Origin of the sequence: Alteromonas sp. I10 (genome assembly GCF_003201515.1) — a bacterium.
In the GTDB taxonomy this organism is placed as follows: Bacteria; Pseudomonadota; Gammaproteobacteria; order Enterobacterales; family Alteromonadaceae; genus Alteromonas; species Alteromonas macleodii.
In genome coordinates this window covers 164,695-178,045 of sequence record NZ_QJJN01000010.1, presented here as the reverse complement: position 1 = coordinate 178,045, position 13,351 = coordinate 164,695, and the positions used below count along the sequence as shown (strand labels likewise).

Annotated in this window: 12 protein-coding genes; 5 read left to right on the top strand and 7 right to left on the bottom strand. The window is 45.3% G+C overall.

Features of this window, described 5'->3' with window-relative positions; genetic code table 11:
* Window positions 1–58: 58 nt before the first annotated feature.
* Window positions 59–1,777 carry a gamma-glutamyltransferase gene (gene ggt / locus BZA03_RS17655; protein ID WP_110289449.1) on the top strand — a complete coding sequence of 573 codons (1,719 nt, stop codon included), beginning with the start codon at window positions 59–61 and terminating at the stop codon, window positions 1,775–1,777.
* A gap of 100 nt (window positions 1,778–1,877) precedes the next feature.
* Here ggt and BZA03_RS17650 read toward each other — a convergent pair whose 3' ends face one another.
* Window positions 1,878–2,348: an NYN domain-containing protein gene (locus BZA03_RS17650; RefSeq protein ID WP_014948113.1), complete on the bottom strand. Its 471-nt coding sequence runs from the start codon at window positions 2,346–2,348 to the stop codon at window positions 1,878–1,880.
* A 77-nt stretch (window positions 2,349–2,425) separates the two neighbouring features.
* Here BZA03_RS17650 and BZA03_RS17645 point away from each other — a divergent pair, with 77 nt between their 5' ends.
* Window positions 2,426–3,145: a PepSY domain-containing protein gene (locus tag BZA03_RS17645; protein WP_258364665.1), complete on the top strand. Its 720-nt coding sequence runs from the start codon at window positions 2,426–2,428 to the stop codon at window positions 3,143–3,145.
* Between the two features lie 52 nt (window positions 3,146–3,197).
* On the opposite strand, the gene BZA03_RS17640 is transcribed toward BZA03_RS17645, so the two are convergent.
* The 5 genes from BZA03_RS17640 to BZA03_RS17620 all read right to left on the bottom strand — a co-directional run bounded on the left by BZA03_RS17640 (window position 3,198) and on the right by BZA03_RS17620 (window position 8,569).
* Window positions 3,198–3,614 (bottom strand): VOC family protein, encoded by a 417-nt coding sequence (locus BZA03_RS17640; protein WP_014948111.1) that lies wholly within the window; start codon window positions 3,612–3,614, stop codon window positions 3,198–3,200.
* 11 nt (window positions 3,615–3,625) lie between these two features.
* Entirely contained in the window at window positions 3,626–5,032 is a 1,407-nt protein-coding gene (locus tag BZA03_RS17635) for an aldehyde dehydrogenase family protein (protein WP_110289448.1), read from the bottom strand.
* Window positions 5,033–5,348: 316 nt separating this feature from the next.
* Window positions 5,349–6,647 (bottom strand): adenylosuccinate synthase, encoded by a 1,299-nt coding sequence (locus BZA03_RS17630; RefSeq protein WP_014948109.1) that lies wholly within the window; start codon window positions 6,645–6,647, stop codon window positions 5,349–5,351.
* Window positions 6,648–7,151: 504 nt separating this feature from the next.
* Window positions 7,152–7,334, bottom strand: coding sequence for a DUF2065 domain-containing protein (locus BZA03_RS17625; protein WP_014948108.1), 183 nt, complete (start codon window positions 7,332–7,334; stop codon window positions 7,152–7,154).
* 56 nt (window positions 7,335–7,390) lie between these two features.
* Window positions 7,391–8,569: an aminotransferase class V-fold PLP-dependent enzyme gene (locus tag BZA03_RS17620; RefSeq protein ID WP_110289447.1), complete on the bottom strand. Its 1,179-nt coding sequence runs from the start codon at window positions 8,567–8,569 to the stop codon at window positions 7,391–7,393.
* Window positions 8,570–8,833: 264 nt separating this feature from the next.
* On the opposite strand from BZA03_RS17620, the gene BZA03_RS17615 reads away from it, so the two are divergent.
* Window positions 8,834–9,262, top strand: a complete 429-nt coding sequence (locus BZA03_RS17615; RefSeq protein WP_110289446.1) for a hypothetical protein — start codon at window positions 8,834–8,836, stop codon at window positions 9,260–9,262.
* A 153-nt stretch (window positions 9,263–9,415) separates the two neighbouring features.
* Here BZA03_RS17615 and trxA read toward each other — a convergent pair whose 3' ends face one another.
* Window positions 9,416–10,285 carry a thioredoxin gene (gene trxA / locus BZA03_RS17610; protein WP_014948105.1) on the bottom strand — a complete coding sequence of 290 codons (870 nt, stop codon included), beginning with the start codon at window positions 10,283–10,285 and terminating at the stop codon, window positions 9,416–9,418.
* 287 nt (window positions 10,286–10,572) lie between these two features.
* On the opposite strand from trxA, the gene BZA03_RS17605 reads away from it, so the two are divergent.
* Both BZA03_RS17605 and BZA03_RS17600 read left to right on the top strand, forming a co-directional pair.
* Window positions 10,573–10,905: a DUF962 domain-containing protein gene (locus BZA03_RS17605; protein WP_014948104.1), complete on the top strand. Its 333-nt coding sequence runs from the start codon at window positions 10,573–10,575 to the stop codon at window positions 10,903–10,905.
* A 283-nt stretch (window positions 10,906–11,188) separates the two neighbouring features.
* Window positions 11,189–13,297, top strand: coding sequence for a S9 family peptidase (locus BZA03_RS17600; RefSeq protein ID WP_110289445.1), 2,109 nt, complete (start codon window positions 11,189–11,191; stop codon window positions 13,295–13,297).
* Window positions 13,298–13,351: the final 54 nt, after the last annotated feature.

Below are 13,351 nucleotides of genomic sequence, written 5' to 3'. Positions count from 1 at the left end.
GCTGGAAGTCAGTTGCTAATCGCAAAGGTTTAGCAATGTCTGTAACAAGGAGTTTGTAATGAAAAAGCGGATAGCTAACGTCGGGTTTATCTCGGTAATAGTGGCATTTATTTCAGTAGTGGCAGCATGTTCCCATGCGCCAAATCCCCCTGTTGATAGTGCTAGCAACAATACAGTAGGGCTTAGCCAACAGGCCGTTGCCATGCCTGACAGCTACAGTGCCGATGCTGCAATGCAGGTACTCCAAGAAGGTGGTAACGCAATTGACGCTGCTATTACGGCACAGTTTGTCTTGGCTGTTACTCTACCTGAGGCGGGCAACGTAGGCGGTGGCGGCTTTATGACAATAAAGTTTGAAGATAACACCGACTTTTTAGATTACCGTGAAATGGCACCTGAAAATGCGCATCGCGATATGTATCTTGACGAGCAAGGTGACGTAAAACCGTACGAGTCTTTGTTTGGGGCTAAAGCGTCTGGCATTCCTGGTACCGTTGCTGGTATGTGGGCCGCGCATAAAAAATACGGCACATTGGATTGGGAGCGTCTACTCGCACCAGCCGTTGATTTGGCCGAGCAAGGTTTTGTGGTTCACGAGAAGCTGGCCAATAACATTGATCACTATATTGAGCGTACCAAAGAAGCAGCTATCAATAACAACTTTAGCGAGTATTTTGCACACGCTAAAGCAGGCACTACCTTCAAACAGCCAGAGCTAGCGAAAACGCTTAAAGCGATTCAGCAACAGGGAAAGGATGGCTTTTATAAAGGCGATGTAGCAAAGCATATTGTTGATTTTATGCAGCAAAACGGCGGCCTTATTACTTATGAAGACTTACTGGCTTACAAAGCCGTGTGGCGCAAACCTCTTCACCTAAACTGGCAAGGTTATGAGCTGGTGACCGCACCTCCTCCAAGTTCTGGTGGTGTTGCCGTTGCCCAGTGGATCGGCATGCTAGAAGCCTATGACGCAACGCACGATTTGCCAGCGCAAAACAGCACTGAATACATTCACGTTATGTCAGAAATTGGTAAGCGCGTGTTTGCCGATCGCGCTGAATACATGGGCGATCCTGATTTTGTTAGTGTTCCGGTAAAAGCGCTCACTGACGCTAATTATATTACTCAACGCGCAGCAGATATTCAGCCTACCAGCATTTCTGATACCCCAAGCGTTAAGCCTGGTTTAAAAGAAAGCGAAGATACAACCCACTTCTCCATTATGGACAGATGGGGTAACGCTATTGCCAATACAACGACCATCAACCTTACGTTTGGTAGCGGTGTTGTTGTGACTGGCGCTGGCTTTTTGTTGAATGATGAAATGGACGATTTTAGTGCTAAGCCTGGCGTGCCTAACTTCTTTGGCGCAGTGGGTGGTGAAGCGAATGCTATTGAACCTTACAAGCGCATGCTGTCTTCTATGACGCCAACACTGGTCACTAAAGACGACCAAGTGGTACTGGTAACAGGCTCTCCTGGCGGCACTACCATTATTTCGTCAGTAACTCAGTCGCTATTGAATGCCCTGCTTTACGATATGAGCGCTGAAGAAGCCGTGAACTCACCACGGTTTCATCACCAGCTATTGCCCAAAGACACCATTCGTATGCACGACGGGTTTACAGAGGCAACGGTAAATGAGCTTAAAGCAATGGGCTATACCATAGATAACCGTCGCTTTGGTGATGTACACTTAATTAAGCGTACTAAAGAGGGTGTAGAAGCCGCATCTGAAAAAAGCGGACGAGGTAAGAGCCTAGTACAACCATATTAGTACAGCCTTATCAGCACAGGACTGTTAGCTGAGCCACATTAGTGGAGCTTTGGGGGCTCAGCGTTATTAGTTCAGCCTTGAACAAAGTACAAGCTGAAAACTACAACAACAGCGTGGCGTCGATAGGCACGTACTTAGACGCCACTTTTTGAATACTTTCAGCCGTTAATGCAGGAACACCGTACACCGTTACGGTTTTCCCTTTTGCTTTAAGGGCGTTTACAAGAATATCGAAATCGCCGTCGCCCGACACCAAAATGATCTCATCAACATCGTCGGCGTGTTCAAGTGCATCTACTGTTATACCTACATCCCAATCACCTTTCGCCGAGCCGTCAGCACGTTGAATGAAAGGCTTTAACTTTACTTCAAATCCAATAGCACGAAGAATGTTTTGAAATTCACGCTGCTTGCTGTCCCCCCTGTCTATGGCGTATGCGAAAGCATGGGCTATATCCAAGTTGTAGGTAAGTTCACGCCAAAACTGGTTGTAATTAAAGTTGCGTTTGTACGCCTGACGGCAGGTGTAATACACATTTTGTACGTCTACCAGCACTAATGCTTTATTCAAAACCACTCTCTTCTTCGGTTTACTCGGTTATTGTTTTCTGATGTTATAGCCTTTTGATAATAAAACCAAAAAACCTGATGATGAAATTTATGCGCAAAGCGCACAACTACCTAGGCTTAATACTATTTGTACAAATAGGCCTATGGTTTTTAAGCGGCTTGGTTATGGCCTGGTTACCCATAGATGAAGTAAGAGGTAACCATTTAAGGAACAGGGTAACCACATCATGGCACAGCGCTTCCGTTACTCCTTCTGATATTTTGCGTAACCACAGCAGCACTGCGGTGCTATCACTCACCCATCGCATAAATGAAGTAGGCCTCGCAGAACCGGGCTCGCTCAATGCTATTCCTGTTTATCATGTTGTGGATGACGACATTGCCTATCGCTACAGCGCATTAACAGGTGAAGCTTTGCAAACCATGCAAGAAAGCGCTATTCGTAAAGCAGCAAAAGGGCAATACGCAGGTACTGGCGATATTGGTGAGACCCAGCTATTAAGCGTGTTACCTCAAGAAGTGCAAAACCTGTCTGCGCCATTATGGCAGGTAAACTTCGATGACGACCTTAATTCGCGGTTTTATATCGACCCAAACACAGGCAGTGTTCTGCGCGTACGTACCGACACATGGCGACTGTTTGATTTTATGTGGATGCTGCACATAATGGATTATAAGGACAGAAGTAACTTTAACACGCCGTGGTTAATTGCTTTTTCGGGCAGCGCCTTTTTGTTCACCCTTACAGGTGTTGCGCTTTTATATAAGCGCTTCAAACCAAAAAAGAAGAAGCGCTAGCCTAGTATCAGGCAGCTCTTTGATGTACGGCAAAGAGCAACTGCCCCCATTATTATGAAGCGAAAAGCTGAGAAATATCGGCGAACGCTTTGAACTCTAACGCGTTGCCGAAAGGGTCTTTGAAAAACATGGTGGCTTGTTCGCCCGGCTTTCCTTTAAAACGAATATAAGGTGCGATAACAAACTCGGTATCGGCAGCCTCTAATTTACTTGCCAGTGCTTGCCAATCGTCCATGGTGAGCACAACGCCAAAGTGTGGCACCGGCACAGCATGATCGTCTACCCCGTTATGTGAAGGTGGCGACGGCATAGCCTCTACACAATGGGTCACTAATTGATGGCCAAAGAAGTTCCAATCTATCCACTGGGTATCACTGCGGCCCTTTTCACAACCCAACAACTCACCGTAAAACGCTTCTGCGTCGGTTAAATTAGTGACCGGAATGGCAAGATGAAAAGGTTGAACCATGGAAACTCCTGTTATAAAAACTTCTTAAGCAACGACAGCTTAAACTTAGAAAACGGCGCATAACGGAAGAACACGTCAAGGGCGAATGAACGTTTCATTACCGTTTTAATATGGCTGAATGTATCAAAACCTGCTTGGCCATGATAGCTACCCATGCCGCTATTTCCTACGCCACCAAACGGTAACTCAGGATTAGTCATAAACAGCATAGTGTCGTTAGTACACACACTGCCTGAACTGGTTTTGCTGATAATATTATCAAGCACATCATCCTTATCACTAAATGCATAAAGTGCGAGTGGCTTAGGCCTGCTGTTCACAAACTTAATGCCCGCCTCCATGTTGTCGACAGTGATAATAGGTAGAATAGGGCCGAAGATCTCTTCTTTCATTAATGGGCTATCTAGCGATGGCTCCAGTACAAGGGTAGGCGCCATTGCTGGACGAGATTCATCTAGCTCGCCGCCATACACCACATTGACGTTTTCAAGGTAATTTTCAAGACGCTTTAAGTGACGATGATTAACGATATTGCCGTAATCTCGTGACGATAAAGGTGCTTTGCCGTATTGCTTTTTCAGCTCTTTTTTAACCGCATCGATAAGCTTTTGCTCAAAGCCCTTTTCAACAATGACATAGTCAGGCGCAATACAAGTTTGGCCCGCATTCATCCATTTACCCCACACTAAACGGCGCGCGGTGACAGCAAGGTTTGTGTTTTTATCAACAAAGCAGGGACTCTTACCGCCAAGCTCAAGGGTTACTGGCGTTAAATGTTTGGCCGCGGCGCTCATGACAATTTTGCCCACCACTTCACCACCGGTGTAAAAAATATGGTCCCATTTGCAGGCAAGTAGCGCCGTCGCTTCATCTTTACCGCCTTCTATTACGGCAACGCATGAATTATCCATATATTGGGGGATAAGCTTAGCCACCAGCGACGAGGTTTCTTCAGCCAATTCAGAGGGTTTCAATACCGCACAGTTGCCCGCTGCAATAGCGGCGATATAAGGGGCAAGCAATAACTGAAGCGGATAATTCCACGCCCCGATAATAAGCACAGTGCCAAGCGGCTCAGGCTTGCGAAAGCTCTTACCTGGCCATGCCACCATGGGCGTTGATACTTTGCGTGGCTTTGCCCATTTATCCAAATGCTTAAGCGTATGCTTGATATCAGAAAGCAGAAACCCTTGTTCCGCTACCATGGCTTCGGTCTTACATTTGCCCAGGTCATTTTTAAGGGCCTGCAAAATGTCGTGCTGGTTGTCTTTCAGTAAAGTTTCTAATGCTTTTAACTGGCTTTTACGCCACTCCAAGGACTGGGTTTTCCCTGTATCGAAACTGTCGTTAAGCTTGTGAACAACGTCAACGAAACACACGCCAGTTTCCACTGCGTGAAGAGAAGGTCTATTTGGCATAAGAAGGCTCCGATAGCATAACACCCACTGCAACAATTCTATGGCTCATCTTAAGATTGTTGTCGGGCAAAGCAGCGCAATAATTAACTGATACTATCTTATATTAATAGGGATGTTCGAAGACAACGCAACTAAATTGTTAATTAATGTTTAATGAGCTCGTATTTTAGGTGCAAGTGGCTGACGTTACACTTAAGAAGTATAAACAGTTAACGTTGAAGCAATAACAAAATTATATAAAAGTAAAAAGTCGAAAAATTACAAACAAAAAAGCCCAGTAAACACTGGGCTTTTAAACATATTTAATGTGAAACTATTACGCGTCGTATGGGCTGCGTAAAACGATAGTTTCGTTTCTGTCAGGGCCTGTTGAAACGATATCAACCGGCACACCTGTTAGCTCTTCAAGACGCTTAATGTAGTTTTTCGCTGCTTGTGGAAGCGCTTCAAACTCAGTTACACCAAAGGTGTTGTCTGTCCAGCCCGGCATTTCTTCATAAACTGGGGTTACTTTTTCGTAACCGTCAGCCGCCATAGGTGGAACGTCTTTCACGTTGCCGTCTGCATCTTTGTAGCCTACACAAATTTGAAGGCTTTCAAGACCGTCTAGCACGTCAAGCTTGGTTAAACAGAAACCTGTAATAGAGTTAATTTGTACTGCGCGTTTCATCGCAACTGCATCGAACCAACCTGTACGGCGCTTACGGCCTGTAGTTGCGCCAAACTCGTGACCTTTAACACCTAAGTGTTGGCCTACTTCACATTCTAGTTCAGTAGGGAAAGGACCTGAGCCTACACGCGTAGTGTATGCTTTAACAATACCCAGTACGTAATCTAGCTTAAGTGGGCCAAAGCCAGCACCCGTTGCTACACCACCAACGGTAGTGTTTGACGACGTAACATAAGGATAAGTACCGTGATCGATGTCTAGAAGTGTACCTTGTGCACCTTCAAACATAATAGGCAAGCCAGCATTGTGTGCTTTGTCTAGCTCGTCAGTTACATCAACAACCATTGCTTTAAGAATGTCAGCAACTTCCATTGCACCTTTTAAGGTTTCGTCAAAGTCTACTGCTTCTTCGCCATAGTACTGAGTAAGCGTGAAGTTATGCACGTCTAGCACTTCTTTCAGCTTTGCTGCGAAGTCTTCTGCATTAAACAAGTCGCCAACGCGTAATCCACGACGGGCTACTTTATCTTCATACGCTGGACCGATACCACGACCGGTAGTACCAATTGCTTTTGCGCCGCGGGCTTTTTCGCGCGCTACGTCTAGTGCAATGTGATAAGGAAGAATAAGCGGACAAGCTTCACTAATCTTTAATCGCTCGCGCACTGGAACGCCACGCTCTTCAAGCATAGTCATTTCTTTCATTAGTGCGTCAGGGCTTAGCACAACACCGTTACCAATAATACAGGTAACATTATCGCGTAGGATGCCTGATGGGATTAAGTGAAGTACGGTTTTTTCACCGTCGATTACTAGAGTGTGACCTGCATTGTGTCCGCCTTGGTAACGAACAACATATTTTGCGCGATCAGTGAGTAGGTCTACGACCTTGCCTTTACCCTCGTCACCCCATTGAGTGCCGAGTACCACAACGTTCTTTGCCATGAATCATATGTGTAAGAAAATTAGGCGGGGATTCTACAAAATTCTAGGGCAAGGATCATCTCTTTTTCGAACAAAAATACGACTATTTTATTTTTATTTTTGAAATCACAAAGATGACCCACTGCCGCTCGAGCCTTTTTGAAATAAGGCTTGGCTTCTTATTTTTCAGCACAAACATTCTAAGACGCTAATTTTTAAAGCTTTCTAAACATTACCTGGTAAAAAAGCTGAACAGACGGTCTATCGCAGTCTGCGCTACGCCCCATTTATATAACGTTTTGCTATTATTCGCGGGCATTGGATGCTTAAAAGCTAATGAGGTATTCAAAGGGCTGAAAACATACCTCTGAATGTTGAATACGGGTTTAAGAGCACACTTTTCAGTCAACGGTAAAGTCGCGCTCCTTTTCGTACTATGTATTATGGTAAAGCGTGTGGCAGTGTTTGATGAGGTCCGTTTTCACACCGCTTCACGCCTCTTAATGCCTAGATCTGGGCGCTAACTCAACTGAAATAAAACAGCAGTAGTGCGCCTATTATCACAAGGGTTCCGCCAATTTGACGCAGTTGATTGCTGGGCTGTTGGCTTATCTGAAGTAAATAATTACGCCATTTATTAGGAAAAAGAAGCGGCCCTATTCCTTCTATAATAAGTACCAACGCTAAAGCGGGTAGTAGCCACTCCATAAAACTATCCTTAAATAAGTGTGACGTTAATATTTACGTATGTTTAAAGCAACGACTTACGCTTTCTGATTCAGTGCGGTTAAATCAATGTACTCAGGGGTGTGGTACAGACCAAAACCAAACCGTAAGCGGTTTCCTCTACAATCGGTAAGGATATGGTGCTCCTTAAGCGCTGAAGCAAGGGCTTTTGTTTCATCGGCACTATCTAATTCAAAGGTAAGGAAATGCCCTCGGTTTGCTTCATCACTTACTGCTAGATGTTTTTCGTTTAGCAAGGGATGGTTGCAGGTAGCAAGTTTCTCTAGAAATGTGCGCTGCATGCCCATTACGTATTCGTTAACTGTAGCGACATCAATGCCATTGTCGTCGAACATACGAAGCACGGCTCTTAATCTGTAGAGCGCGGTAAAATCCATGGTCGCACCGGCAAAGCGCATTCCATCTAGACTATATTGAACGCTGTCTTTACCGCCAACCTTGCGAGGCTTATCTAGCTCGCCAAACTCTGCAAACCAGCCTGTATATGCGGGTCTTAGCTCACAGCCCACGGGTACGTGCGCAAAACATGCGCCCTCTCCTGCCTGAGCATATTTGTAACTACCGGCAAGATAAAAGGCTCGGTGGGCAATGTTCGCTATATCGGTAGGCTTTGCCATAAATCCGTGATAGCCATCAACCACAATAAGGGTATTGTCGTTAGTTACGCTATTTACGATATCTGTGACATCGTTGACCACGTATCCGGAATTAAAAAACACCTGACTAAAGAAAACCAGCTCGGGATCGTGTTCGGCAATGGCGGCCTTAAAGCGCGACGCAAACGTATCGTAGGGTTTAGTAGGTACGGTAATAAGTTCTATCGCACCCTGCTCTTGCATCCTACTCGCTTGGCGCTGAAAACTGTGAAACTCGCTGTCTGTCGACACTACTTTATAAGGCGCAGCGCTATCGATGCAGCTCATTACGCGATAAAGCAGCTCATGGGTATTGGGCGCAAAAACGATTTGCTGTGGTGCTCCAGTGTTCAGTATGTTGCTAATGCGCTGCTGTAGCTCTGGCACTAAAGTTTGGAAGAAATATCCCCACTTTTCGTCAACATACTTAGCGCTGTCATCCCAGTAGTTGAGCATTGCATCACGCGTGCAGTCGGGCCAAAAGTAGTGGCTGTGACATGCATAATGCTGTTTACCTTTGTTCGCATTAAGAAAACCCGTATAAAAATGCTGATATGCCATGCTCTATTGCCCAATATAAAAACTGCGTAAACCCTATCAAATTTCTACCTTTTTCGCATGAATCTGCGCCTGCAACAAAACATTTATTTACAAATTAAGTGTAAATTGTTTTGCCCAAATCGACGTGCTTAGTGATATTTCTTATATAAACACAATCACAGCAAATTTTAAGAACTCTGCTATACCCTATAGAGGCAAGATGTTTTTGTTAGCCGAGTTAGCAAGCTCCGTCTGTTCCACGCAGACAAGCATTAAAGGTATTTTATGCGTTTTCCTAAATACGGAAATTATTCATTGGATGTCTCAGGTAACGTACTTGAGGTGTTTGCAACCGGGGCGTGGAACCTGAAAACGACAGAGTTTTTTATAGAAGAAATGCATGAACTTATCACTAAGTTCGACAATAAGCCTTGGGCTGCCCTAATGGACGGACGCCGCTGGGTGCTGTCTACGCCTGAATGCCAAACCCGTTTAGCAGAAGCAATAAAGGTGAACATTTCGCGAGGGCTTACACGCTCAGCTTACGTGCTGGATACCGGAATGGTTAGGCGGGCCCAATTAGAACGAACCCACCCTTCTAAGCACCGTGACGCTGAATCAGCTAACTACGAGCGCGATTATTTTCAAAAGTATTTCGAAGCACTTAATTGGCTGCACAAAGAGGGGTTCTCCCCTATTCTCTCGCCTAAATAAATACAGCAACCGAAGTAGAAATACACACGGTGACACTCGTCAGCATGCGTTCTCGTTCACCTGCAAGTACCAGCACGAACCTCCTGCAGTCAATTTATCAAAGTCAGACTCGACTCATTGTCCCCTACGACAGACGCTAAAATGCTGACGTTGTTAGTACAATAAGCTGTAAACTTTTCGGCGGTATTCCGACTTCAACGGGTCGCCGTCGGCAAGCGCATTCACCATATCCATCATTAGCTTTCTGGCGTCGCCAAACCCAAGTTCTTTCTTTAACACACTATAAAGAAGCTCTAGTGCATCTTGTGCTTTGTTCGCTTGCTGCAACTGTACCGCTAAATCAACTTTAAGCTGCAAGTCGTCTGGGTTCGCTTCTACCGCTGCTTGAAGCTGACGAATTTCAGGAGTATCGGCGGCTTGTTCTGCCAATTCAATTTTTCCCGCTAAGCTCTTATAGCGAGAGTCTTGATCAACCAACTTAATTTCTTCCAATAACGCTTTGGCTGTATCAATAGATCCGGTCTCGATATAGCAATCAATAAGCATATATTTAGCGTTTACGTTATCTGGGTTAAGCGCTAGGGCTTCTTTAGCTGCGGGCAGTGCCTCTGCATAATCACCTTGCTGAATGGCTTTGCCAGCAGTGGCAAGTAGATCGTCTTCAGGATTAGGCAAATATTTAGCGAGCATTTCGCGAATTTGCTGCTCAGGTTGCACACCCGCAAAGCCGTCAACAGGCTGACCATTTTGCACCACCATCACCGTTGGCAGACTTCTAATACCAAACTGTGCAGCGACTTCTTGCTGGGCTTCGCAGTCTACTTTAGCCAGGATCAAGTGCTGGCTGTATTCACCCGCCAGCTTTTCCAAAATAGGCATAAGGTCTTTACAGGGCTCGCACCAATCTGCCCAAAAATCGATTAGCACCAGCTTATCTTGCGACGCTTCAATGATGATTTGTTGAAAGTTTTCTACCGTAATATCTACGATGGTTGCTTGGCTATTCGCAACGAGATTTTCCATAACGCAGGCCTTTAATTTCTTGTATTGAGAGGAATATGGGGCAGACGGCCTGAAATTACAAGGTTAAGGTAGGCTATCTTTGGTCACCGCGCCTTGCACTAGGAAGCGCCTCTTAATTCGCCACTTTGTTGATCTGCGCCAGTGAGCACGCATGTTTGCAAAAACTCATTCTCTTTTTGTCGTATTCACGACAATCTATTTCAGAATAGAATGTTAACGTAGTGTAAACTACTGCTACTAAGTCACTCTACTTCTATAAAATACATGCTTATGGCCGAGAGGGTTTTATGTCTACACAAACAAGCGCTGACACGCATTTTGCTTCATTCAAAGAGTTTTACCCGTTTTATTTAAATGAACATAGAGATAGTACATGCCGCACGCTTCATTTTATCGGCTCGTGGCTGGTTCTCGGCGTTATAGCACTAGCAGTATTTATGGCTAGCTGGTCGCTACTGTGGTTTATTCCGCTAGTAGGTTACGGTTTCGCTTGGGTAGGTCATTTCTTCTTTGAGAAAAATCGCCCTGCAACATTTAAACACCCGCTTTACAGCCTAATGGGCGACTGGGTCATGTTTAAAGATATTCTTGTAGGCAAAATTAGCCTTAAAGGCGAATAAAGCTCAAATGACTTAAAGGACGGCCAGCCCTCTATTAATAATGACAACCACCATTGCTAGCGCCCTGCGTTGTTAAACGTTGCGCTTAATGTTGGATATGTACTTTTAACGGACAATCCAGCCTCTTCACCGCACGCGCTTTACATAAAAGAAACGAAAGCGATATGGTTAGAGACAACGTTCGCAGGTTGCTACATTTGCGTTAGGATTTACGCTAGGCACACGACAGCGAACATTTTACCTATCGCGCTCAGCGCAAAAAACAATAACAAAAGGAACAACTATGTTTGCGTCTCGTTTCGCCTTTCGACCAGTACGAAAAGGCTTATGTGTTACCTCGACTGCATTATCACTATTGGTTTTAGGTATAAGTCAGGCCAATGCAGTGCAGGAATCTGCCTCTGATTCGACTAGCTTAAATGCGCTGACATACGATGACACCTTTAACTTAGAATTTGTGGCCAACCCACAGTTTCTTAATAAGGATACGGTAATTTATTCTCGTCAGAGCATGGATGTCATGACTGACGGAAGACAAAGCCGACTTTGGCAAGTAAATATTAAATCCGGTGAGCATCGCCCGTTTATTGGTGTAGATGAAAACTTGTCACAGGCTACCTTATCTCCCAACGGTAAAATGGTGGCATATACGAAATCGGTCAACGGCCGCGCACAAATCCATCTCTATTACTTAGATACCATGCAGTCTGTGCGCTTGACCAACACCAGCGAAGCACCTCGTCAGTTAACCTGGTCTCATGACAGCAAAACCTTAGCCTTCACCCAGTTTACCGAAGAAAAGCAAAAGCCATTGTTTACCGGCATGCCGAGCAAGCCTAAAGGAGCAAAGTGGGCTGACCAAGGCACCTATATTGATGCGGTGCAGTATAGAGGTGACGGAAGAGGCTACTTGCGTGAAGGCTTTGACCAGATATTTGTCCTGCCTGTTGAAGGCGGTACGCCGCGTCAATTAACAACTGGAAAATTCCCTAGCGGCGGTACCCTTTCTTTTTCTAAAGAGAATGACTGGATTTTTTTCGCCACACCACAACGAGAAGATTACGCGCTGCACCCTTTGTTTAGCGACATCTATAAAGTGAATGTAAATACAGCGGCAGTTGAACAAGTTACCGATATCGAAGGGCCTGAAGGTAGACCAACCTTGAGTCCCGACGGAAAATACCTTGCGTTTACTCAGCTCAACGACAGAAAGCTTTCTTATCAGAATGGCGACCTTGTGGTACTTGAGCTTGAAAGTGGGGACATCACCCGTTTAACTACGTCACTAGATAGAAGCTTAGGCAAATTTGAGTGGCGCAAAGACAGCCGAGGATTAATCTTTTCTTACCTTGATCATGGCGAAACTAAACTTGCTGCAGTGAACCTGAAAGGCGATGTGAAACCTATCGACGTTAGCATAGGTGGACAAGCGTTTGGACGCCCTTACACGTCGGGCGACTTCTCAGTTAGTGATAAAGGCGACATTGTTTACACCACGGCAAGCCGCACTGTGCCTGGCGACCTGGCGCTTTATAGAAAAGGCAAAGATGATACGCAACTCACCGATTTAAACAGCGATGCACTTGGTCATAAAACGCTGGCAGAAGTACAAGACCTTTCCGTAGTATCAAGTGTGGACGAGCTACCTATCGACGCATGGATTGCTTTGCCACCAGGATTTGATAACAGCAAAAAATACCCGCTAATTTTAGAAATTCATGGCGGCCCACATGCAGCCTACGGCCCTCACTTTGCCATGGAAATTCAGCTAATGGCCGCGCAAGGTTATGTGGTTGTATGGTCCAACCCAAGGGGCAGTAGCTCTTACGGTGAAGACTTTGGTAATTTGATCCACCATAACTACCCATCAGAAGATTATAACGACCTAATGGATGTGGTAGACGCGGTTGTTAAGCAAGGCTATATAGATTCAGAGAATCTGTTTATTACTGGCGGCTCAGGCGGCGGAACCCTTACCGCATGGTCCATTGGTAAAACTGACCGCTTTAGTGCAGCTGTTGTGGCGAAGCCGGTTATTAACTGGATGAGCTTTTCATTGACTGCCGACGCATACCCGTACTTTAGCAACTACTGGATGGCAGATATGCCGTGGACTATTGCGGATAAACTCTGGCAGCGTAGCCCTTTGAGCTTAGTGGGCAACGTAGTAACACCCACTATGCTGCTAACCGGTGAAGCCGATCACCGTACGCCAATTAGCGAGACAGAGCAGTATTATCAAGCGTTGAAGTTACAAGGTGTAGATGCTGCAATGGTGCGAATTCCAGGGGCTTCACACGGCATTGCAAGCCGCCCTTCTCGCTTAATACAGAAAGTAGGAAATATTGTGGCGTGGTTTGAACGCTACAAGAAGAATAACGACGGCGAATAAGTCAATACGAGACCCGATGTCCTTATAAATAAAAAAGGCGCTTACTTCATTTTA